The sequence below is a fragment of the Arthrobacter sp. zg-Y750 genome, from assembly GCF_020907365.1.
Taxonomy (GTDB): domain Bacteria; phylum Actinomycetota; class Actinomycetes; order Actinomycetales; family Micrococcaceae; genus Arthrobacter_B.
In genome coordinates this window covers 167641-191148 of sequence record NZ_JAJJOC010000007.1, presented here as the reverse complement: position 1 = coordinate 191148, position 23508 = coordinate 167641, and the positions used below count along the sequence as shown (strand labels likewise).

The window sequence follows — 23508 nt, the reverse complement described above, 5'->3', positions numbered from 1 at the left end:
TCCCGTCCGCAGCGCAGACAAGGAATATCAAGTAAGTGGTTGAATCAACGCCCGCAGAGCAGGATGCCGCCCGGAAGATCTTCGGTGACCGCCTGGACCTGGCCGGAAGGTACGTGGAGCACCTCGCAACGTCAGGGATGGAGCGCGGCCTCCTGGGCCCCCGCGAGGTTCCAAGGCTGTGGAGCAGGCACGTGCTTAACTGCGCCGTGGTCGCGGAGCTCATCCCGGCGAACGCGTCCGTTGCAGACGTAGGCAGCGGCGCAGGACTGCCCGGGCTGTGCCTGGCCATAGCCCGCCCAGACATCTCCATGACCCTGATCGAGCCGTTGGAGCGGCGCGTGATCTGGCTGAACGAGGTCATTGAAGACCTGGAGCTGGACAACGTACGGGTTCTCCGCGGGCGTGCAGAGCAGGTAGTAGACGATGTGAACGTGGATGTGGCCACAGCCCGGGCCGTCTCCGCACTGGGCGGATTGGCGGGTCTGACTGTGCCCCTGCTGCACGGAAAAGGCCAGGTCCTGGCCATCAAGGGACGCAGCGCCGAAGAGGAGGTCCAGAAGGCCGCCAAGGCCATCCGGAAGCTCGGCGGGCGGGACACAGCCGTCGTCACGGCAGGCGCCGACCTCCTGGAAGAACCCACCACTGTTGTGCGTATTTCCGTAGGGTGACCCGCGCGACACCGCCGCTGGATGCACACACCCTCGCCGGTCACGGAGATTGGCCGGCAAGCGGATAGGCTAGATGAACTAATGCCTTAACGCTTTATGTTGGAAAGTGAGCATGACCAGGTGAGTGTGCGCGATTCTGCCGCAAAACGAATTCCTCCTTTCGCCGCACTCGGTTCGGCCCTGTCCGCCTCTTTCGGCAGGAAGCAACCGCAATTGATTGCAGCTCCAGAAGCTGCTGCAGCTCCCCGTGCTGAAGTTTCACGTGAAACAGTGGTCCCGGAGCCGCAGGAGCCCGCCCAAACTGAAAGCAGTGCCGAACTTGTGCCGGCCCCCGAGGCCGAACCGGTGCCGGCGCCCCAAGCTATCGAAGGTGGTGTATCCGGTGAAGCCGCTCCTGTGTCGACATCGGTAGACGTTATGGATTTGATGGACGAGAGCACGCCGCTGGCGCGGGAACTGGCCAGTGAGAACCGCCGGCGCGACAAGTTGCGGGGACGCGTCCTGCCGCGGCCGGCGCAGACCCGGATTATGACCGTGAGTAATCAAAAAGGCGGCGTGGGGAAGACCACCACCACGGTGAACCTTGCCGCGGCCTTGGCCACTGCGGGACAAAATGTCTTGGTGATTGATATTGATCCCCAGGGAAATGCCTCCACGGCACTGGGGATTGACCACCGCGCCGAGGTTGAGAGCATCTACGACGTCCTGATTGACGATCTGCCGCTGGCCAACGTTGTTGCTCCGTGCCCTGACATCAGCAACCTCATCTGCGCACCGGCGACGATCCACCTTGCCGGCGCCGAAATCGAGCTCGTTTCTCTCGTTGCGCGGGAACAGCGTCTCCGCCGGGCCATCGATGTATATGCGGCGGAGCGGGAGAAACAGGGGCTGGAACGCCTCGACTATATCTTCATTGACTGCCCGCCCAGCCTCGGGCTCCTTACGGTGAATGCCTTTGTTGCTGCCCGCGAGGTCCTGATCCCGATCCAGTGCGAGTACTACGCCCTCGAGGGACTAAGCCAGCTGCTCAAGAATATTGAGATGATCCAGAAGCACCTCAATGCCGATCTGGTTGTTTCCACTATTCTGCTGACCATGTACGACGGCAGGACCAACCTGGCGGCGCAGGTTGCCGCAGAGGTTCGGGAGCACTTCCCGGAGCAGGTTCTGGGCGCCGTTGTTCCCCGGTCCGTGCGCATTTCCGAGGCGCCGAGCTACCAGCAGACCGTTATGACTTACGATCCGTCCTCGAGCGGTGCGCTTTCATACCTTGAAGCAGCCGCCGAAATCGCCCAGCGCGCTTAGGGACACCCCGAGTCGGTTCGGCTGCCAGCACGGCGCCGCGCCTTAGACTACTCTCACAATCAATCCATGCAGCTTGAAGTGTGCATAAGGGAAGGACTTACCCATGGCCGAAAAGCGTCGTGGTTTGGGCCGCGGTCTGGGAGCTTTGATTCCTAGCAGTGCGGAGCCGGAAGAAATTGCAACCTCCACCCAGGGACCCGTTGCTGCCGGACGTCCTGTTGACCTGTTTTTCGCCGCAGCCGACGAGCCCCGTACGTCTTCCGCCGCCGGGCCGCGGCGTGGAGCGGGCATAAACAAAGAAGCACTGCGTGGGCCGGCCAAAAAGTCCACCACGCGCAGTTCGGCACCGCGTACGGCAGCCCGTGCGGCCGACGCGGAGGGGGCGGCGGAGGAGGTTGCCCTTGTTCCTTCCGGCCGGCCGAAGGCGACGGACGCGAGTGGCACGGCTGCAGCTAAGCGCGCAGTAAAGGCCTCCCGGGGTGCCGCTGCGCGGCAGTCACGCAGCGAGGCCGGCGAGGCGCCGGAAGGCCCCATGGAGGCCGTCCAAGACCGCACAGAGTCCGACGCCGCGTCTGGCGCCGCCAGCTCGCAGGAATCTGCCGTCAGCGCGGATGAAACGGCGGTAGGTTCGGATGTTTCCCGTGAAACATTGGGCTCAGACCCGCAGTCCAGTACCGAATTGGTGCAGGTGCCTGGTGCGACCTTTGCCGAGCTTGCCATCGATTCCATTCATCCCAACCGCAAACAGCCCCGTTCCGTCTTCGATGAAGACGACATGGCCGAACTTGTTCACTCCATCAGGGAAATCGGTGTACTACAGCCGATCGTCGTCCGTCCGTCACCCGAGGATGATGCAGAGCACCCGTACGAGTTGGTTATGGGTGAGCGCCGCTGGCGTGCATCCCGTGCGGCCGGCCTGGACGCAGTGCCAGCCATTATCCGTTCCACGCAGGACGTGGACCTGCTCCGTGACGCCCTCCTGGAGAACCTCCACCGAAGCCAGCTGAATCCGTTGGAAGAGGCAGCGGCCTACCAGCAGCTCCTGGACGATTTCGAATGCTCGCACGAGGAGCTGGCTGACCGAATTGGCAGGTCGCGTCCACAGGTAACCAACACACTTCGGTTGATGAAGCTGCCCCCGCTCGTGCAGCGCCGATTGGCCGCGGGCATCCTATCAGCTGGCCATGCACGCGCACTCCTTGGGTTGGGAGACCCGGCGGAAATGGAGAAGCTGGCACAGAAAATTGTTGCTGAGGGACTCTCCGTGCGGGCCACCGAGGAGATCGTCTCGTTGGCTGACGGGATCCGCAAGCCGGCAAAGTCAGCGAAGCCGAAGCTTGGAGCACGCCACGAGCGCCTGGATTACCTGGCTACCTCGCTTTCGGACCGTCTCGACACCAACGTGAAGATCACCCTAGGTGCCCGGAAGGGAAAAGTCAGCATCGAGTTTGCCAGCGTTGACGACCTGAACCGCATCATGGGTGTACTTACCCCGACGGTTGACTGACGTTAGGAACTGCCGCTAGCAGTCGAACGACTGGCTCGCTCGAATAGGGGCCGATGTTCCACGTGGAACATCGGCCCCTATCCTGTCCCACGCCGGGATTGCCCAGGGCCTTGGTACTTTCGTTTACCGTGCCGATTGTGAGCCGCGGCGCGGTGCGCTGAGAATGTGTTTCACGTGAAACCTGGGCGGGCCCGGTGAAGGGTCGTTGCGGCATACGTCGGCCTGGCGGCGATGGTGCCATGCGGCTTCCTTCAGTCCCGTCACGCCAAGGGTTGCATAGGAGCGGCTACGGTGGGGAGTAGCTGTTCCCTGCCAGCGAGAATGCGGTTCAGCGGTGCAGCCGGCATGTCGCCAACATGCGCGCTGCGCTTCAGTAAATTCTCGGATTTGGCGGAAGGTTTGGACCCCCAGGCCCGCTCGGGGCCTACCGTCGGCACCTCCCTGACCGTCACCCGGGCAGGCCGCCCGCGGCAACTCAGAACGTTGGCGGCGCCTCCTCAAGGATTTTGGTCCGTTTCACGTGAAACATCTTCTTGGGCCGGGCCGGGCCGGCCCAGGCCGGGGCAAGGCTGCGTCGAGCCGGTCGGTGTGTAGATAGCAGAACTGCACTCGTGACGTCCTCCTGGTGAATCCCGGCTTCGATGGCTCGCCGGGTGAAGGCCCTGTCCTCCCCGCTTAGTATGCCGATCGCGCATAGCGCGCCAGACGCTCCCACTGTTCCGTCGGGCGCACAGAGCGGCCAGACGCGCACATGATTGGTTGTTTCGCTTATAGATTTATGGAGACCGTCGGGTGCGGCTCCACCGGCCAACGTCGCACCATGTTCAAACCGCTCGGGCCTTCCCGCTTATCCAGTCCGTCCCCACAGAACGAAGGCAGTAGCCGAGCCGCTCGATTACGGCGGCGCCACGCAACAGTGACTATACTTTCGGCAGCGCGTAAAGGGCCGGTTTCACGTGAAACATGAAAGGTTCTGCCCCAGCTGCGGGCTGAGTTCGATGCTGCTCCTCTAGGGTGTCGAGGTACTGCTCCTATCGAGGCTGCTCAACATCCGTGGGGGGTCAAGCGTGAATCGGTGCCGGAGCGGGCGGCCGTATTCGTGCACGATTCAACGTGGCAGGGTGAGAGCACCGGTGTGCGGGCTGGTTCTCCCTGGTTGTTGCTTGAGCAATGTGAGGCCTGCCTATTGTTCTGGTGAGTCTAGGCTGGCTGTACTCCACGGAGGGGGCACGGGTGCAGCCCTGGTTGAAGCGTATCGGCTTGTCTCCTGAGCCATGCCGACGTGGGCTATCGCGATGGGAGTCGATGCTGGGCTGTGCTTATGTTTCACGTGAAACGTACCGCCGGGCCAGCGTGCTCGGACTACCAATTCACCCGATTGATTCCCAGGCTGCCCCCGAGACTGGTCGCGGTTACAGTGGATACCCCGGGCTGCCTGGGCGTAGTTCTTCTCCAGATGCTGATTACTCGACGCAGCACTGCCTCCCAACGAATGCCGACATTGCGGGTCCAAAACTTTCAGATGCCGCCCTCAGCGCCGGGACGGATATCTCACCGTTGGTGGCCCGATCAAGTGCACAGGGCCCGCACTCATCCCGGGCGGTATGCCCATCGGGAGCTCTGCCGCTGCCAGCATGGACGGACGCGATTCATAACGCCGGCCGGTGATGTATGGGCCAGAGATATTGCGCCCCCACGCCCTGGCCGCGAGGCAGCAGCCTCAGCCATGCCTGAATCCGACAGACTAGATACCCTGCCGGCGGGCGTGGCCGCGATGCCCAAGACGTTTATCCTACGGTTCTCGCTGTTGGTTCACCTGGCATTGTCAGTTCTGGTGAGTTTCCAGCCCACTACAGCGCCGGCTACAGCTGTAGCTTTCGAGACGTGACGTTTCACGTGAAACGGCTATCTGAGCGGTGTCGGGGCTGATCCGAAGCATCCCGCGAGCTCGGGTACACCGTCAACAGCCTCGCGTGTTTCACGTGAAACGGTTCCAGTGATACAGGTGAGGGACCAACGATTTCGCACCGACTGGCACGCCGGCTTCTGTCTGCGTGTGGCAGTGACTGCCTGGTGGCGTAGTGGCGGCACCCATGCAACACCGCAGTGGCGCCAACCCTCAACGCGGATGGCATGCTGGGGGAGCCAGCACGGCATGAACATGTATCAGGAGCAACTACCTAATAGCCGTATCCGAGGTAGACGCGGACTTCATCGCTGTAGTGGTTGCTCCAGTGCAGATCCTGCTGAATGTCAGGATGTTCCTGGCACCGCAGCGCTCCTCAGCCAGGTCCATGGCATTGATTATTTCAGTGGCCGCTGCCGCCGAATCTACCGGGATAACCATTTCCCGCCAGCACCCGCCGGATCCACACTCCAGCTCTATGCCCTCCACAGCGGTGCCCGGCGGAACATCAGGAAACGCCGAGTCCGGTGGAGTGTCCCCATCGTCGATCTAGTTCACTCCCGCAAACAATGCCTACACAAACAACAGGAGCACCGCCGCGAGTGTGAACAAACGAGCGTTGGCCCTATTCAACCAGGTCCACCCCCGTACCGTTGCGCGCTCCAGCGGAATCGTGTAAAGACTTCGTCGCGTCTATGAAGGGCTGGAGGGGCGGCGTGAACAGCATGGCCCCGGCCAGCCCGCCGGTACGCAGCGTGGCGCCCAAATGCACCGGGGGAACCAGCCCGTGTGCGGTGACGGCGGCGCTGTCCAGCCCCCACGGAATGCCCCTGCCAAGGGAAGGGATCCGAAGGATCGGATGCTCAGTCACCGTCACCGAATACAGAGAGGCAGTCAAGCGCTTCATGGCTTCGACGCTGCCTACCGATACCCGCGTCAGCGAGGGGGCTGCGGCAGCGGCCGCGCCACCCATCCCCAGTGTTTCCATGAGCAGGCTGTCTCCGCCGCCGTAACCGAGGTCCTCGGGAGTCCACGGAGCTTGCAGTACGCCGCGGAACGGCGCGAGGGGAGGCAATGCCGCACGGAACCAGACGCCGGGTGCCCCCGATACTCTCACGCCGAACTCCCTCTCGTTCATCGCCATGGCGGTGACTACAGTGCTGCCTGGCACCCCCTCGGCTGCTGTAGAGATGGCTTTAGCGGCGGCCATGGCGATATGCAGGAAGTGGAACGCTGCGGTTTCCAGATAGGACAGCAGTTCCTCCGGTTGCCGGCCGCCGGCAACCACACGGTCGCGCACCGCGTGGTGGAAGATACGTCCGGCGGACTGCTGCCGCCCGTGCAGATCATCACCGTCGGCCAGGGCACGGGCCATGATGGGAAGCAACGGAATGGGACTATCACGGACCGCTGCACCGAGGGCCGGGGCTACTTTGTCCCTGATCCAGGCCAGGTTGGCATACACCGCGTCCCCGGTGGAACCGAAGGTCAGGGCATGAGCACCAGGGCCCTCATTCATCCGGCACGTGGTGGTGGTACCGGAAGCCGCGTCGCGCACCACAAGGACCGGCATGGAGGCCGTGCAAACGCCGGTGAGGGACCCTACGGAGCCGTGCTCATGGCAAGACCCAAGCCGGATAGCGCCGGACCGCAGCCGGGTGTCGGCCTCTTCGGGTGTCGCGGCGAGTCCTTCAAAGAGCGCCGCCCCGATAATGGCCAGTCGCTGAATCCCGGTATACCGGACCCATGGCAGTAAGGGACCGGCAACCAGTATCGTGCTGGGCTGCATGCCCGGCACGGCCTCGAGGGCCGGCAGTACATCAACGAGGAACGGCTCAGCGCGGGTCATAGCGGCAACGGCACGTTCATTAGGAGAAAGAGTGGCCTTCGCCGTCGCCCCTAGCACTTGGACCCCATGGGTTTCCGGGCTACAAAAACGAGTTCCTTGCCGGGCCTGTCCGGTGCATCCCGAATGCCCTCCACCTCGAAACCGTGGGCCTGCAGACTGAGCCGAACCTCGTCGGCACTCCGGAACCGGAGCGTGGAATCGGAGGTCAGGCGCTGCCCGTCACTGCCGAAGACGTAGGTCCAGTGAAAGCTGACCAGAGGCGGGGAGACATCCGTCAACTCGACCCAGCTCTCAATTTCTCCAACCCCGTCAATGGCAGTGATCCGCCGGGTTGAGTCCTCGGTCCATGTTTCCCAGGCACGATGGTCGGGGTCCCTGGTTTCGAAGACAAATCGGCCGCCGGGCACCAGGGCCTGGTGCACGTGATCAAGCAACGTTCCCCAGTGCAGTTCGTCAGTAACCGCCTGGACGGCATTCCCGGTCATCAGCACCATGTCGGCGAATGCCGCCGGAAGCGCAGAGGCGTCACCGTGAATCCAGCGAATCCTTTCGGCGCCGGGTTTACCGCGGGCCACCGTCAAGGACCCGCCCGCCGGGTCCACGGCGGTCACAGCCAGCCCGAGTCCGGCCAGCTCCAGCGCCAGCACACCGGTCCCGCAGCCTAAGTCCACGACCGTCCGTGCGTCGAATTCGCGCACCATGAAGAGGTAGGGGATCAGGTCGCTGCGGTCTGGATCCAAGGCGTCGTAGATCGCGGCCAGGCGCGGATTTTCGTAGAGCTGGTCCGGCATGTAGTTCCCCCCAACATAGACCCCATCCGGTCCGGCACGCCGGCGGCTTACCCAGAACTATAGGCGACGGCGGAATCGGGGTAGGTTGGGCCGATGCGGGATAAGGACATTATCAAGGCGGCCTACGACGTCGTTGCGGGCACATACGCCCAAGTGGTCCAGGTTCCGGGAGGGGCGGGCGGTCCCGAGCGGGATACGGACCTGGCGCTGATCCGGAAATTCACGGCGTTACTGCCCGCGGGCGCGGAGGTCTTGGACGCGGGCTGCGGGACGGGCCGGATGATCACCTACCTGGACACACTGGCACAGGGGAATGAGCAGCCGTTGGTGATCCAGGGATGCGACTTATCGGAGGGGATGGCGGCCATTGCACGGAACGTGCACCCGAACCGCCGAATCCTGGCCGCGGATCTCGCAGCGCTGCCTTATGCGCCGCGGTCCTTTCACGGGTTGCTGGCGTGGTACTCGATAATCCACGCACCCCCGGAGGAGCTGGCAGGTATCTTCGGTGAATTCCGGCGTGTCCTGCGGCCCGGCGGCGTGCTGCTCCTGGGATTCCAGGCAGGTTCGGGACGGCGGAGGATTACCAATGCGTACGGACACAGTGTTGAGATGACCGCATGCCTTCACGCTGTTCCGGAGGTCCTCGCGGCGCTCCAGCGCGTCGGCTTCCAGGAAGTGGCCAGCCTGGACCGCAGTCCGGAGGGTGCAGAAGGAAACCGGCAGGGCTTTGTCCTGGCGGAGCTGGAATCCAGCCCCTGGCCCGGCGGTTCCGCAGCCAGCGCCGGATGATTCCGCGTACTCAACTCAACGGTGTTGGGAAGGCAGGAGCACGGCGCAAAAACGCCCCTAACCGCAACACGGCAGGGGCGTTTCCCGGGGAAACCCGGAGGCGGAAGACAGGGCGCCTATAGACCGGACACGCGCCGGGCTGGCTCTTCCATCGGGTTGAACCTCAGTACGTCGTCCAGAGCGAGGGTGCCCGTGGGCTGATCCTCTTCTTCCATCAAGTACAGCCGCTGGATGCCGATCACGATGGAGTCCGCCACGGTCTGCCGGAAGACCGGATCCGCGAGCCGCTCGGCGTCGTGTGCGTTACTCAGGTAGCCCAGATCCAACCCGACGGACGGTACTCCCGGCAGCTTAAGCGTGTCCCAGGTCCGGGCATGGACTCCCAGATTGTCCATATCCGTGCGGGCACCGAGTTCCTTCATCAGCAGCACGGCAGCCCGATGCCCGATGGGGGAGCGGGCTTCGCCGGTACCGGGCAGGCCCCAGTAGTAGGCGGCAATGCCGGACGCAGCCTGCTGGTCCAGCCAGTCGCAGTGAATGTCCAGGTTCAGGCTCGGACTGGTGGACCGCGATCCGGCACCGGCATCGGCGGCCTGGGGAACCAGCCGGGCACCGAACTCGCGCAGGATCCGTTCCACCCGGCCGGCAATGTCGGTGGTGATGAGCACTTCAGTCAGCGGATCACCTGTGAGGCGTTCCTTCACGTGCGGTGACACTTTCCGGGAACGGCCTATGTTAACGGAAATCAGGCGTCCGCGCAGCGCGGCAGTGGAGCGGTCCAAACGCTCGTAATCCCGCAGCGCAAACGCCTGGCTCGGGGAAATGGCACGGTTCACCCGCGACATGGCGGTCATGGTGTCCCCGTCGCAGACGCCGCTGCCGGGCAACCCGAGGTTCTGCTGCAGTTCGGCCACAGCGTAGCGGGTGCGTACACCGAAACTGCCGTCAATATGTCCGTAGTAGAACCCGAGGTGGGAGAGGTGGCGCTGCAGTTCGGCGACGTCGTCGCCGCGCAGCTGCGCGTCCTCAACATAGCTCAGGGTGCGGTCCCCGAACCGGAACTGTGCCTCCTGCAGGGCCCGCTGGGTGTCGGGGCCGGCTACGCCGTCGACGATCAGGCCGCGGCTCTGCTGAAACGCGCGCACGGCAGCGTCAACGTGGTCGTCGAAGATGGAAGGGTCGTTTACGGAGTCCGGTGCCAGATAGGACAGGCTGACGCCGGCCCGCAGCAACGCTTCACGAAGCGTTACCACGCGCCGGCCGGCATCCAGCCTCCGCAGGCTCTCGCCGTGCACAGTCATGGATATTTACTTCAGGAAGGCCGCAAATTCCTGTTCCAGGACCTGCTTCGGCTTGGCGCCGATCGACGTCGCGGCAACCTCACCGCCCTGGAATACGTAGACGGCGGGAATGGAGGTGATGCCGTACTGTGCGGCAATGGCCGGGTTCTCGTCCACGTTCACCTTCACAACGTCCACCTTGTCGCTGTACTGCGCCGCGATGTCGTCCAGGATCGGGGAAAGCATCCGGCACGGACCGCACCACTCGGCCCAGAAGTCCACGATGACGGGCTTCTCGGACGTCAGGACATCGGTGCCGAAGGAAGCATCGGTTACTGCTTTTGCACTGCTCATTTTTGTATCTCCTTGGGGGATCGAATCTAGAGGGCGGCGTGTTCGGAGACGGCCTCCGACGGCGGGGTGGGAACCTCGGCCGCGGTGGGAACCGAGGGCCCGAGATCGGCAAGGAAGTGTTCGACGTCGACGGCGGCCACACAACCGGAACCCGAGGCGGTGATGGCCTGGCGGTAGGTGGGATCGATGACGTCGCCGGCGGCGAAGACACCCGGCAGGGAGGTCTTGGAAGTGCGTCCCAGGACGGCGATGGTGCCCTCTTCGGTGAGTTCCAGCTGCCCGCGGACCAGGTCCGTGCGGGGGTCATTGCCGATGGCGACGAAGACACCGGTGACCGGCAGCTCCGATTCGGACCCGTCCTTGGTGTTGCGCAGGGTCAGGCCGGTGACCTTGTCAGCGCCGTGGATGGCCGCGACCTCGGAGTCCCAGGCGAAGCGGATCTTCTCGTGGTTCAGGGCCCGTTCCTGCATGATCTTGGAGGCACGCAGCGAGTCGCGGCGGTGGACCAGGGTCACGGAGGCAGCGAACTTGGTGAGGAACAGCGCTTCTTCCAGGGCAGAGTCGCCGCCGCCGATCACGGCGATGTCCTGTCCCTTGAAGAAGAAACCGTCGCAGGTGGCGCACCAGCTGACACCGCGGCCGGAGAGGCGCTTTTCATCTTCCAGGCCGAGCTCGCGGTAGGCGGAGCCGGTGGAGATGATGACGGCGCGGGCAAGGAAGGTTTCACCGGTGCCGATTGTCACGCGCTTGATGTCGCCGGAAAGCTCCACCTCGGTCACGTCTTCGAACAGGATCTCCGCGCCGAAGCGGTCGGCCTGCTTCTCGAAGTTCGCCATCAGGTCCGGGCCCATGATGCCCTCGGGGAAGCCCGGGAAGTTCTCCACTTCGGTGGTGTTCATGAGTTCACCGCCGGCAGTAACCGAGCCGGCGATGACCAACGGCGACAGATTGGCGCGCGCCGTGTAGATGGCGGCGGTGTAGCCGGAGGGGCCGGAGCCGACGATGATGACATCCCGGACGTCGCCGGCAGCGGCGCCGTCGGTGGCAACGGGGTTTTCGGTGCTCACGGGGCGGTGAACCTCTTCCTTGTAGAACTTGATTTGCGGAACGGAGCAGGAGTCCGGTCCGAGTGGATCACCCGGCACAACCAATGCCGGGTCCAGCTTATTCCGACGGCCGTGCCGGGGACACGCCCGCTCCGCGATGCGGCGGCCCGGGCGCCCGGTTCGGAACCGGCACGGCGGAAACGGGTTAGGACACGCCGATTTCGGCGATCCTCAGGCCCCAGGGATATGCAGCCTGGACCCCGCTGAGCCGGGGCAGCTGCGTGAAGTTGACGATGACGTAGCGGGCGGTGGCCGGCGCGCCGTCCGTCTGGGGGACGGGGATGCTGGTGGTGGGCCCGGTGAAGCCGCTCTGGGCCACCGGCACCGCACCGTCCAGGTCCGGGGTGTCACTTAGCATCACCGAGAAGGAGCCGCCGGTGCCGTTGAGCTGGGTGATCTTGACCTCGCTGACAGCCGATTCGGCGCCCAGATCCACTACCAGTGCCAGGCTCGGGGCCAGTCCGCCGAAGGTGTCGCTGGCGTACACATAGCTGGACCAGTAGGACGAGGGGTTGCCGTCAATGATCTGCGGCAGGGCGGCGTCGTTGGCAGAATCCAGCTGCGGGTTGCCCGGTACAAACCGGGTGATGCCGGAGACTTCCGGTGCCGGGGCAGCGGGTGCGGCACTGGCCTGGGGAGCAGCAGGGGCTTCGGTGGTCACCTCGGGGGCTGGCCCGGCTTCGGTGTCGGACCCGAAGAGGTCGCCCATCTTGCCCAGCTGGCTCACGGCGAGCACGACGGCGAGCACCAGCACCAGGCTGAGCACTGCACCGATCAGGACGCGTCCGGGCTTCCGGTTCGGTTTTTCGTCAGTGTCGTAGTCCTCGTCCGTGTCGTCACCGCCGTCGTCATAGCCGGCGGCATGGTACGGATCGTCGTCGTAGTGGCCGGAGGCCAGCATTGACTTGGGAAAGTTGGACGCGGGCCTTGCCGGACGCTCGGGGACGGGGACAGCCTGCGGCTCTTCCTCTGCCCATTTGGTGACCTTCGGGCTGCGCGCGGCCCCGCCGCGCGGGCGGGCGGCGGGCGGCGGGGGAACATTGGCGCCGCCGGTGGCCGCTTCCGCAGGGGCATCGGATGCCGACCCGAATTCCAGGTCCCGGGCCGCTGCGGCGGACTCGGCACCGGCAACGGTGCCGGCAACCGCGCCGGAGCGCCCGAACTTGGGCAGCTTGGGCTTGTGCGCCCCGGAGAGCAGGGGACGGCGGGGAGCGCGGTCCTCTTCTTCTACGTACCGGTCCTCTTCCACCTTCTCCGGCTCCCGGGAACGGGGCATACCGAAGATTTCCGATCCCAGCGTGTCGGTGAAGAACGGCTCAACGTACGGAGCGTCACGCTCGATCACCAGGTCCAGCAGGTCCACGGCATTGGCGGTGTTGGTCACGAGGTAGGTGCGGCCGTCACTGATGCCCAGGTCGAGGACCTGCACACTGCCGTGGCGTTCACCGGTGGCGATTTCACGGGCGCTGGCCGAAACCTGGCTTGCGTTCACGGGCGCAGCTACGAGGATGCTGACCGAACGGTTCAGCACCTGGTCCACACCGTCCAGCACCAGATCCTGTTCCGCTGAGGCGAGCACCTGGGCGGTCACCTTGTAGCGGCCGCCCAGTACTGACCCGACGTCTACCGACTGTGGCACGTGTTCCTCCAATGAAAACGGCAATAAGACTGCGTCAGCCGGGCTGACAGTTGCGTATTCGGATGTTCATTCACGGACAAGGTACGCGGCAGCCCACCGCTGCCCTGAACTGCCTGCTTTGTTTCCATGCTACCTGCGCCGGTGCGCAAAGCCGGAGTCGGGACTTTAGGGAGTCCTGCGGAGTTTGGCAAGGACGGGTTTCAGGAACGCATCGAGCTCGGCAACTTTCAGTACCCGCAGCAGCAGGAAGTAGGTCCCGGCCATCAGCAGGCCGCAGACCACCAGGACCGCGGTGGCCGAGGGCAGCGACTGCCAGGCGAAGCCGTCCACCGCATAACCGCCCAGCAGGCCGAGGGCGACCGAACCGACGCCGGCGGCACCCATGGCAGCCAGCACCAAGCGGATATGCACGTCCACCACTTGTCCGGCGCCGTAGTTCCCCAGGCTCCGCTTGAGGTAGATGTGGCTGACGATGACGGCGGCGACATTGCCCAGCGAATAGGCGATAGCCAGGCCGAAGATGATCTGGTCCGCCGGCAGCGCGGCGGCCGCCAACGCCAGCATCAACCCGAAAGCAGAGAGGATGATCTGCATTACCAGCGGGGTTTTGGCGTCTTCGTTGGCGTAGAAGGCGCGGTTCATCAGGAACGTGGCGCTAAGGAACGGCGCGGACGCGGCAAGCAGCACCAGGACTTGGGCCTGCAGGGCGGCGGATACATTCGAACCGCCGCTGAACCAGACACTGATGGGTCCGGCGAGGACAATCAGCACGGCGGAGCAGAACACCGTGGCCACTCCGATGGCCCGCAGCCCCTGTGACAGGGTGGCCCGCACGGCGTCGTAGTCCTTCTCGGTGAACGCGCGGGACATGCTGTTGAACAGGACGGTGGCCAGCGAAAGGGTGATGACCGAATGCGGGATGATGTACAGCATCGCCGCCGTTTCGAGGTTCGCGTAGCCCGCTATTTCCTGTCCCATGGCCCGGAATTCCGGCCGCGCGTCGGTGGCTATGGTTGCCACCTTTGTGTAGGCCAGGTACGTCCCGTTGCCGATCAGCATGGTCAGGATGGTCCACTTGGCCACCCTGCCGGTCTGCCGGAGTCCGACGCCGCGCAGCCCGAAGGAGGGACGAAGGCCAAGGCCCAGGCGCCGCAGCGGGAAAACGAGGACGGCGGCCTGGAGGGCGACGCCCAACGTGGTGCTGCCGGCCAGGATCATGGTGGCCTGGCTGGTCCACGTATCCGGGGAGAACTCAGTGGTTCCTTCCCGGCCGACCACCGTGATGAACAGCAGCAGGCCGGCAATAGCCACAATGTTGTTCACTACGGGGGCCCACATGTAGGCGCCGAATTTCCCGTTGGCATTGAGGGTCTGCCCGATCACGGCATAGGCGCCGTAGAAGAAAATCTGCGGGAAAAGCCAATAGGCGAACGTGACGGCCAGCGGCAGCTGCTCCGCGTTCATGGAGGTGACCAGTGGCAGGATCAGCGGCGCGGCGAGGGTGGCGAGTGCGGCAAGGCCGGCCAGCACCAGCAGGCTGAGGGTAAGGATCCGGGATACATACTCCGAGCCGCGGTCCGGCTGCTTGCTGGCCTTGATGATCTGCGGGACCAGGACGGCGTTGAAGATACCGCCGGCCACCAGCAGGTAGATGAAGTTCGGCAGCACGTTCGCCGAAATGAAGATGTCGGAGACCAGTCCGGTGTTGCCGATGGCGATTGCCAGCAGCGCGGTCCGGATGAGTCCAAGGATGCGGGAAACCAGCGTGCCCGCTGCCATCACGGCGCTGGAGCGCGCGGTACTGGGGGCTATAGTCTTTTCGGCCATCGTGACCCTATGTTCTCACTTCCGGTCCCGAATGACTCAACCGGAGCCGCGCAGCACCGCCGTCCGCACAGGTCAGAGGTAGCGGGGAAGGATCTCGCGGGCGAGGTCGGCGATCCGCCGCTCATTGGGGAAGGACAGCCTGCGGCCCAGTTCGGCCAGCGGAACCCAGGCCACGTCCACGGCCTCATGGTCCGGATCATTTTCAATGGTCAGGTTTCCCCCGCAGGCCTGCAGCAGGAAGTGGTGCACCGTCTTGTGGACGCGGTGTCCGCTGACCGTAAACCAGTAGTCGATACTGCCCAGCGCGGTCAGGATCCGGCCGTCAATGCCGGTTTCCTCGGCAATCTCCCGGATGGCCGCCGTCGGGCTGTCCTCGTCGTTCTCGGGGTGGCCCTTGGGCAGGCACCACTCCAGGCGTCCGCCGCGGTTGAGCCGGGCAATGATGGCCACCGGCAGTTGCTCCGCTGAGGTATCCACCACAATTCCGCCGGCCGAAACCTCTTCGACGGTGGGAAGGGGGGCATGTACCGTATGCGCACCGGCGACGCCCATTGACGCTGTCAACGGGGTCCGTTTCGGGGCGCTCGGTACGGGATGGGCCATACTCCCACTGTAACGATCTTTCCCGGGGGATGATGACTGTTCTGCGGGCCGCCGGAGCGTAAGCGGGAACCCTCGGCGTGTCCGCCCTGCCGCAGCGCCCCATTGTCGGTCTTCACCGTTTTATCTGGCAGGCTTAAAGGACTATGGTGCACCTTTTTGATAGTTCTGCCTTGAAGTCCCCGCTGCCCGACGTGATCCCGGCGCTCGGTGCACGTTTTGAGGACGCCGGGTTTGAGCTTTCCCTGGTCGGCGGTCCCGTGCGTGACCTGTTCCTGGGCCGGGTGTCCCCGGACCTGGACTTCACCACCAACGCCCGTCCGGACGAGATCATCAAGGTGATCAAGGGCTGGGCGGATACTTTCTGGGAGATCGGCCGCGAATTCGGCACCATCGGCATGCGCAAGGACGGTTTCCAGGTGGAGGTCACCACCTACCGTGCCGACGCGTATGACCCGTCCTCCCGCAAACCTGAGGTTGCCTTCGGCGACAAGCTCGAGGATGACCTGTTCCGCCGGGACTTCACCATGAACGCCATGGCGCTGCGGCTGCCCTCCATGGAACTGGTGGATCCCTTCGGCGGTGCCCGGGACCTGCACGCCGGCATTGTGCGCACCCCCGGGGCGCCGTCGACGTCGTTCTCCGACGATCCGCTGCGGATGATGCGCGCCGCCCGTTTCGCCTCGCAGCTGCAGGTGGACGTGGCCCCGGAAGTGTTCGAGGCGATGCGGGACATGGCGGGCCGGATCGGGATCATCTCCGCGGAACGGGTGCGGGATGAACTGACGAAGCTGATCAACGGGAAGGCGCCCTGGACCGGGGTGGACCTGCTGGTGGAAAGCGGGCTGGCCGAGCACGTGCTGCCCGAGGTTGCCGCACTGAAACTCGAAATTGACGAACACCACCGGCACAAGGACGTCTACCAGCACTCCCTGACCGTCCTCCGCCAGGCCTGCGAACTTGAAACCGACAGCGAGGGTCCGGTGCCGGGTCCCGATTTCGTGTTGCGCTTCGCGGCGCTGATGCACGACGTCGGCAAGCCCTCCACCCGCCGGTTCGATCCCTCCGGCGCGGTAAGTTTCCTGCATCACGATGCCGTGGGCGCCAAGCTCACTGCCAAGCGGATGAAGGAGCTTCGGTTCGACAATGACACTGTGAAGGCTGTGTCCCGCCTGGTGGAACTGCACATGCGCTTCTACGGCTACGGCGATGCCGGTTGGACCGATTCCGCCGTCCGCCGCTACGTCACCGACGCCGGCCCGCTGCTGCAGCGGCTGCACCGGCTCACCCGCTCCGACGTCACCACCCGGAACCGGCGGAAGGCAGAGCGCCTGGCCTTCGCCTACGACGACTTGGAACAGCGCATTGCCGCCCTCGCCGAGCAGGAAGAGCTCGCGTCCATCCGTCCGGACCTGGACGGCGAAGCCATCATGGCCCTGCTCAACGTGCGGCCGGGGCCGGTGGTGGGGCGCGCCTACCGGTTCCTGCTGGAAGAACGCATGGAAAACGGTCCCCGGAGTGAAGCGGAGGCCGCCGCCCTGCTCCGGGAGTGGTGGGCAGCACAGCCCGAAAGTGCGATTGAGTCCGCGGACGCGGCACCTGATACAACGGAAAAGGAAACCCTGCGGGCGCAGGATGAATCAGGTACAAACGCGAAGGACAAATAGATGAGCAACGGGGATAATTTTGGACCGGCAGTACCGGACCTGACCCCGGCCGGGACCCGGCTGCCCCGGCTCTGGCTGCTGCGGCACGGCGAGACCGAATGGAGCCGCGAGGGAAACTACACGGGCCTGACGGACATCCCGCTGACCGCCGACGGAGAAGCCCAGGCCCGGGCTGCCCGCGACAAGATAGGTGCGGTGACCTTCGACCGGGTGCTCACCTCGCCGTTGGCCCGTGCGCGACGGACCGCAGAACTGGTGGGCTACCCCGACGCCGAAGTGGTCCCGCATGCACATGAGTGGGACTACGGCGACAACGAGGGGCGCAACAGCCGGCAGGTCCGGGATGAGAACCCGGGATACCTGATCTGGAAGGACGGGGTTCCCAACGGGGAAACCCTGGCCCAGGTGGCCGCCCGGGCAGACCGGATCATCTCTTCCGTGCAGGCCGGTTCCGGCACAGAGATGGACCTCGATCCTGAGGCAGCACCGGTGGAGAAGGTGCTCCTGGTGGCGCACGGGCACTTCCTGCGCATCCTGGCGGCCCGCTGGCTGGGACTGCCCCCGGAATTCGGCCGGCACTTTGCCCTCAGCACGGCAGCTGTCTGCACCCTCGGCTGGGACAAGCGCACCCCCGCCGTGGTCGGCTGGAACCTCTGACGAGCAGACCTCCCGGCCCTGCCAGCATCCGCCCGCAGAATTAATTGCGGGAATTTACGGAAAGTACTTGGCAGGGCCGGGTTTTCTGTTGTATCTTTTCTTGTGCGGGCAACTTTACGGCCCGCCAGCCAGACAGCAAAACACCCGTCAGGCGCAGTAGACCCCAGAAGATAGACCCCAGAAGAGTGCCCCGCGAACAGGAGGTGGAGATTGATGAATACCATGATGAATACCCATTGGGTAGGTGCCGGCATTGACGGCGGCAATCTCCGGCCATGGTTCCGGGCACCGGGTGTATTCCTGTCCCGGACGGCCGTTTCCGCCTAGTCCCGGCACCTGCCCCGGCTATCCAGCCCGGGCCCCCGCCCCGCGCACCGGTCCAGTCCGGCTAATCGCCGCAGCGTCCGGCAGCCCCTCCCGCTCCCTGTGCACCTGCCGCCTTTGCAGGTCCAGGGCAATGCCGGCAAGGGATTTCACGCGGATCGGTAACCACCCCGCATAAACAGCATTCCGCCATGGTCGGATTAATATCCGCAAATCGCCTCGGGGTAATTTCAATGCTGTTTATCGGTGGACTTTTCATTCATCTTCCCTGCCTTATTCCGTCATGCCCTTTTACGGGTTTATGCCTTTGGAGACTTCCGTGCCTGAATATCCCCTGCCCTCTTTGACTCTGCCCGATTCAATGCGGCCGGATGCCGGCTTCGAGCGTGCCGCAGCACCCCTGCCCCCGCCGCGTCCGCCCGGACTGCCGGCTCCTGCCCTGCAACGCGCATTGAAGGAGGTGTCCTCCATGTTCCAACGCCTGCGCAGCTCCTACCTCCGCTCAAGTGCCGTCCGCTCTTCGCGCCTGGATTACGCACTGTCCGGAGAGCAGGGTTACCTGCTGCTGCACTACTTCCATTCCGTGAAGTGACTTCATCCACGCCATGCGACGGTATACGGCGGCAGCGCCGCCCGGTTCCCCAGAGGGGCCGGGCGGCGCTGCCGTGCCCGGCCCCGTAGGCCCGGCAGGGGAGGGGTGCCCAACGTGTTCTGGCCGACAGGAAACAAAGGCAGGTCCCGCGGCGTTATAAAGTCGATAGAGAAGATATCGGTCAGGAAGGGAGCGAAGTGCCCCAGGTCAAGCGTGTGGCCATGCTCTCCCTTCATACCTCCCCGCTTGAACAGCCCGGATCCGGTGACGCCGGCGGCATGAACGTGTACGTCCGTTCCGTAGCTTTGGAACTGGCCCGCTCCGGCACCGAAGTGGAAATTTTTACCCGGGCAACGGACCCGCAGCGTACTGCGGACGTCGAACTGGCCCCGGGGGTCAGGGTCCGCCACGTCCAGGCCGGACCGGTGTGCAAGATGCCCAAGGAACGATTGCCTTACCTGGACCTCGCCTCCGCGGTGGCGGCAGCCCAGCCGTTCCTGCTGGACGGCGCTTTTGACGTGGTGCATTCGCATTACTGGGTGTCAGGAACGGCCGGACTGGCCGTGGCCCGCCAGTGGGACCTGCCCCTGGTACACACCATGCACACCATGGCGCGGGTCAAGAACATCCAGGCCCAGCCCGGGGAAACCCCTGAACCGCAGATCCGGATCGACGGCGAGCAGCAGGTAGTGCAGGGGGCGACCCGCCTGATTGCCAATACCAGCACCGAAGCCGCCGAACTGGAAACCCTTTACGGTGCCGATCCGGCTGCCGTGGACGTAGTGGCTCCGGGTGTTGACCTGAACGTTTTCTCCCCGCGGGGCAGGCCGGGAGTGCAGCCCGGGCAGGGTTTCTTGCCGGGCGTTTTCCACGTGGTGTTTGCCGGCCGGATCCAGCGGATGAAGGGCCCGCAGGTCCTGGTGGAGGCCGCTGCCCAGCTGCGGCGGCGCAGGCCGGACATCCCGCTGCGCGTGAGCATCCTGGGCGCGGGCAGCGGTTCGTCCGTGCTGGACCTGGCGCCTCTGATCCGCCGCTACGGGCTGCAGGACACGGTTTCGCTGCGCCCCCCGGCCGAACCGAACCAGTTGGCTGACTGGTTCCGTGCCGCCGATGTGGTGGCCGTACCGTCCTTCAGTGAATCCTTCGGACTGGTGGCACTGGAAGCCCAAGCCTGCGGCACCCCCGTGCTGGCCGCCAATGTGGGCGGCCTGCCCAAAGCGGTGCGGGACGGACGCAGCGGTGTCCTGGTGGACGGGCATGCTCCGGGCCGCTGGGCCGCTGAACTGGAAGCACTGTACGACGGCGCGGACCGCCGTCGTACGCTCGGAGAAGGAGCCGCCGCCCACGCCCAGGCATTCGGCTGGCGGCGGACCGCCATGCTCACCGCGGAGAGCTACCGGGAGGCAGCGGAGCACTTCGCCAGCAGCTCCGTGCGCAAGTAGCTTCTCTTTTCCGTTCCTCCTGGTCCCCTCCGCTCCGATCCCGGTCCGGTGGCCCTCCTGCTGGTAGCTTGGCTTCCACCCAACGACACCGGCCGTTAACGTCATCCGTTGGCGGCGCAGCGGAAGGAACACGCACCATGGGCACCAGCGTCCCCTCTGACCTCGAGATATCCCGCACGGCAATCCTGCAGCCCATCACCGGGATCGCCCGTGCCGCCGGCATCCCGGAAGAGGCGCTGGAACCCTACGGGCGGTACAAGGCGAAGGTGGACCCTGCCCTGCTGCCTGCCGGTACCGCGCCCGGACGGGTGGTGCTGGTCACCGCAATGAGCCCCACCTCCGCCGGTGAGGGTAAGTCCACCGTCACCGTGGGGCTGGCCGACGCCCTGCACCGCGCCGGAGAGAACGTATGCATCGCCCTGCGTGAACCCTCCATGGGACCGGTGCTGGGCATGAAGGGCGGAGCCACGGGCGGCGGGTATTCCCAGGTGGTCCCGATGGAGGACATCAACCTGCACTTCACCGGAGACTTCCACGCGATCACTGCCGCCAACAATGCCCTCGCCGCGCTGCTGGACAATTCCATCTTCCAGGGCAATCCGCTGGGCCTGGATCCGCGGCGGATCGTGATTCGGCGCGTCCTGGACCTCAACGACCGTGCGCTGCGGGAGATTGTGATTGGACTGGGCGGGCCCGCGCAGGGTGTGCCCCGGCAGGACGGTTTCGACATCACCGTCGCTTCCGAGGTGATGGCGGTCTTCTGCCTGGCCCGGGACCTCGCCGACCTCACGGACCGCCTGTCCCGGATCACCGTGGGCTACACCTACGACCGCCGGCCGGTGACCGTTGCCGACTTGGGCGTCGAGGGCGCCATGACGCTGCTGCTGCGCGAGGCGCTGAAACCCAACCTGGTGCAGACCCTGGCCGGAACCCCGGCACTGGTCCACGGCGGTCCGTTCGCCAACATTGCCCATGGCTGCAACTCGGTCATTGCCACGTCCACCGCCCGAAGGCTGGCGGACATCGTGGTGACCGAGGCCGGCTTCGGTGCGGACCTCGGCGCGGAAAAGTACCTGGACATCAAGTCACGGGCCGCCGACGTCGCCCCCGACGCAGTGGTGGTGGTGGCCACCGTCCGGGCCCTGAAAATGCACGGGGGCGTGCCGAAGGCCGACCTCGCAGCGGAGAACCTTCCGGCGCTGGAGGCGGGTACGGCCAATCTGCGCCGGCACCTGGAAAACATCCGCCGATTCGGCATCAACCCCGTGGTGGCCATTAACCGGTTCGGCACCGACACGGAGGCTGAGCTGCGCCGGCTGGCGGACTGGTGCGCGGAGGAAGGGGTCAGCGCCGCAGTGGCGGATGTGTGGGCCCGCGGCGGCGGTGGAACCGGCGGCGACGAGCTGGCACGGACCGTAAGGGTGGCGCTGGAGCAGCCCGCGGACTTCCGGTTCCTGTACCCGGACGCAATGCCGGTGGAGGAGAAGATCCGCACGGTGGCCCGGGAAATCTACGGCGCGGCCGACGTGGAATTCGCTCCGGCCGCCCGCCGCCGGCTGCAGGAAATCTCCGCACGCGGCCTAGACCACCTGCCGGTGTGCATGGCCAAGACCCAGTATTCCTTCTCCGACGATCCAGCGGCGCTGGGTGCACCGTCCGGGTTCACCCTGCACGTGCGGGACCTGTCGATCAAGACCGGTGCCGGGTTTGTGGTGGCGCTGACCGGCGCGGTGATGACCATGCCCGGGCTGCCGAAGGAACCGGCGGCACTGCGCATGGGCGTGGCAGCGGACGGTACGCCCGCAGGGCTGATCTGACCGCCGGGTCCGCCGCGGGGCGGACACAGCAACGCCCCCGGGTCCCGGAAACCGGAGCCCAGGGGCGTTTGCGGCAGCAGCGTTGGCCGGGAGCTTTTCCTAGCGCTCAACCTCGCCGCGGATGAACTGCTCAACCTTGGCCTTGGCGATGTCGTCGTTGTACTGTTCCGGCGGCGACTTCATGAAGTAGCTGGAAGCGGAAAGGATCGGTCCGCCGATGCCCCGGTCCAGGGCGATCTTGGCGGCCCGTACCGCATCGATGATGACGCCGGCGGAGTTGGGGGAGTCCCAGACCTCCAGCTTGTACTCCAGGGACACGGGCGCATCGCCGAAGTTGCGGCCTTCGAGCCGGACGAATGCCCACTTGCGGTCATCCAGCCAGGCAACGTAGTCCGAGGGGCCGATGTGCACGTCGTCGGCCTTCAGGTCCGCAGACGTGTTGGACGTGACGGCCTGCGTCTTGGAGATCTTCTTTGACTCCAACCGCTCGCGCTCAAGCATGTTCTTGAAGTCCATGTTGCCACCGACGTTGAGCTGGTACGTGCGGTCCAGGATCACGCCGCGGTCTTCGAACAGCTTGGCCATCACGCGGTGGGTGATGGTGGCGCCGATCTGGCTCTTGATGTCGTCGCCCACAATCGGAACGCCCGCCTCGGTGAACTTGTCGGCCCATTCCTTGGTGCCGGCAATGAACACGGGGAGCGCGTTGACGAACGCTACGCCGGCGTCGATGGCGCACTGGGCGTAGAACTTCGCCGCCTGCTCCGAACCCACCGGAAGGTAGCAGACCATAACGTCAACAGCGTTGTCCTTCAGGGCCGCAACGATGTCCACCGGCGCGGCGTCGGACTCGACGATGGTTTCCCGGTAGTACTTGCCCAACCCGTCAAGGGTGGGCCCGCGCTGGACCGTGATGCCGGTTTCCGGCACATCGGCGATCTTGATGGTGTTGTTCTCGCTCGCGCCGATAGCATCGGCCAGGTCCAGCCCGACCTTCTTGCTGTCGACGTCGAAAGCGGCAACAAACTGCACGTCATTGACGTGGTAATCGCCGAACTTCACGTGCATCAGGCCAGGGACAGTTTCGTTGGGGTCGGCGTTGCGGTAGTACTGGACACCCTGCACCAGCGAAGCTGCACAGTTTCCAACACCCACGATTGCCACCCGGATGGGGTTCTCGGACACGGTTCTCCTTCGAAGAATATGTTGAATGCTGCGCCCGCGGGCGCAGACAACCAACACAGTCTACGTGCTGGCACTCACATCTCTTACCGGTTTCGAAACGTATTGGCCGCACAGCCTGCCACCCGGCAGCGGTGCGCCCCTAGACTGGACCCGCGAAGAGTCTCCGCCACTTCGGCCCGGGAGCCGCTGATGACCGCCTT

Annotated in this window: 18 protein-coding genes; 9 read left to right on the top strand and 9 right to left on the bottom strand. The window is 64.9% G+C overall.

Annotation, left to right across the window (positions count from 1 at the left end; translation table 11 throughout):
• The first annotated feature begins 35 nt into the window (after positions 1-35).
• From rsmG to LOC57_RS05150, 3 genes are all read left to right on the top strand, one after another.
• Positions 36-668: a 16S rRNA (guanine(527)-N(7))-methyltransferase RsmG gene (gene rsmG, locus LOC57_RS05160; protein WP_227912330.1), complete on the top strand. Its 633-nt coding sequence runs from the start codon at positions 36-38 to the stop codon at positions 666-668.
• A 213-nt stretch (positions 669-881) separates the two neighbouring features.
• On the top strand, positions 882-1973 hold the full coding sequence (locus tag LOC57_RS05155) for a ParA family protein (protein ID WP_269437370.1): 1092 nt from the start codon (positions 882-884) through the stop codon (positions 1971-1973).
• Between the two features lie 103 nt (positions 1974-2076).
• Positions 2077-3480 (top strand): ParB/RepB/Spo0J family partition protein, encoded by a 1404-nt coding sequence (locus LOC57_RS05150; RefSeq protein WP_229958539.1) that lies wholly within the window; start codon positions 2077-2079, stop codon positions 3478-3480.
• 2531 nt (positions 3481-6011) lie between these two features.
• On the opposite strand, the gene LOC57_RS05145 is transcribed toward LOC57_RS05150, so the two are convergent.
• Positions 6012-7235: an oxamate carbamoyltransferase subunit AllG family protein gene (locus LOC57_RS05145; protein ID WP_227912326.1), complete on the bottom strand. Its 1224-nt coding sequence runs from the start codon at positions 7233-7235 to the stop codon at positions 6012-6014.
• Between the two features lie 50 nt (positions 7236-7285).
• Positions 7286-8026: a class I SAM-dependent methyltransferase gene (locus LOC57_RS05140; protein ID WP_229958538.1), complete on the bottom strand. Its 741-nt coding sequence runs from the start codon at positions 8024-8026 to the stop codon at positions 7286-7288.
• Positions 8027-8119: 93 nt separating this feature from the next.
• Here LOC57_RS05140 and LOC57_RS05135 point away from each other — a divergent pair, with 93 nt between their 5' ends.
• On the top strand, positions 8120-8818 hold the full coding sequence (locus tag LOC57_RS05135; RefSeq protein WP_227912320.1) for a class I SAM-dependent DNA methyltransferase: 699 nt from the start codon (positions 8120-8122) through the stop codon (positions 8816-8818).
• A 116-nt stretch (positions 8819-8934) separates the two neighbouring features.
• Here LOC57_RS05135 and LOC57_RS05130 read toward each other — a convergent pair whose 3' ends face one another.
• The 6 genes from LOC57_RS05130 to LOC57_RS05105 form a co-directional block, all read right to left on the bottom strand.
• Positions 8935-10119: a peptidoglycan-binding protein gene (locus LOC57_RS05130; protein WP_227912319.1), complete on the bottom strand. Its 1185-nt coding sequence runs from the start codon at positions 10117-10119 to the stop codon at positions 8935-8937.
• 6 nt (positions 10120-10125) lie between these two features.
• A complete protein-coding gene (gene trxA / locus LOC57_RS05125; protein ID WP_227912318.1) occupies positions 10126-10452 on the bottom strand; it encodes a thioredoxin in 327 nt (108 codons plus the stop codon).
• Positions 10453-10478: 26 nt separating this feature from the next.
• Complete coding sequence (gene trxB / locus LOC57_RS05120; RefSeq protein ID WP_227925914.1) at positions 10479-11519, bottom strand: thioredoxin-disulfide reductase; 1041 nt, start codon at positions 11517-11519, stop codon at positions 10479-10481.
• Between the two features lie 184 nt (positions 11520-11703).
• A complete protein-coding gene (locus tag LOC57_RS05115; RefSeq protein ID WP_229958536.1) occupies positions 11704-13197 on the bottom strand; it encodes a discoidin domain-containing protein in 1494 nt (497 codons plus the stop codon).
• A 165-nt stretch (positions 13198-13362) separates the two neighbouring features.
• Positions 13363-15024, bottom strand: coding sequence for a murein biosynthesis integral membrane protein MurJ (gene murJ, locus LOC57_RS05110; protein ID WP_229958534.1), 1662 nt, complete (start codon positions 15022-15024; stop codon positions 13363-13365).
• Between the two features lie 72 nt (positions 15025-15096).
• A complete protein-coding gene (locus tag LOC57_RS05105) occupies positions 15097-15627 on the bottom strand; it encodes an NUDIX hydrolase (RefSeq protein WP_227912310.1) in 531 nt (176 codons plus the stop codon).
• A gap of 143 nt (positions 15628-15770) precedes the next feature.
• On the opposite strand from LOC57_RS05105, the gene LOC57_RS05100 reads away from it, so the two are divergent.
• From LOC57_RS05100 to LOC57_RS05080, 5 genes are all read left to right on the top strand, one after another.
• Positions 15771-17291, top strand: coding sequence for a CCA tRNA nucleotidyltransferase (locus LOC57_RS05100; protein ID WP_227912308.1), 1521 nt, complete (start codon positions 15771-15773; stop codon positions 17289-17291).
• Complete coding sequence (locus LOC57_RS05095) at positions 17292-17948, top strand: histidine phosphatase family protein (protein WP_227925909.1); 657 nt, start codon at positions 17292-17294, stop codon at positions 17946-17948. It abuts the gene before it with no gap.
• Positions 17949-18591: 643 nt separating this feature from the next.
• Positions 18592-18864, top strand: coding sequence for a hypothetical protein (locus tag LOC57_RS05090; RefSeq protein WP_227925908.1), 273 nt, complete (start codon positions 18592-18594; stop codon positions 18862-18864).
• A 197-nt stretch (positions 18865-19061) separates the two neighbouring features.
• The gene (gene mshA, locus LOC57_RS05085) at positions 19062-20306 is read left to right on the top strand and encodes a D-inositol-3-phosphate glycosyltransferase (protein ID WP_229958532.1); all 1245 of its coding nucleotides are present in this window, start codon (positions 19062-19064) and stop codon (positions 20304-20306) included.
• Positions 20307-20443: 137 nt separating this feature from the next.
• Positions 20444-22123, top strand: a complete 1680-nt coding sequence (locus LOC57_RS05080; RefSeq protein WP_229958530.1) for a formate--tetrahydrofolate ligase — start codon at positions 20444-20446, stop codon at positions 22121-22123.
• A gap of 99 nt (positions 22124-22222) precedes the next feature.
• Here LOC57_RS05080 and LOC57_RS05075 read toward each other — a convergent pair whose 3' ends face one another.
• Positions 22223-23308: an inositol-3-phosphate synthase gene (locus LOC57_RS05075; RefSeq protein ID WP_227912300.1), complete on the bottom strand. Its 1086-nt coding sequence runs from the start codon at positions 23306-23308 to the stop codon at positions 22223-22225.
• Positions 23309-23508 lie beyond the last annotated feature (200 nt).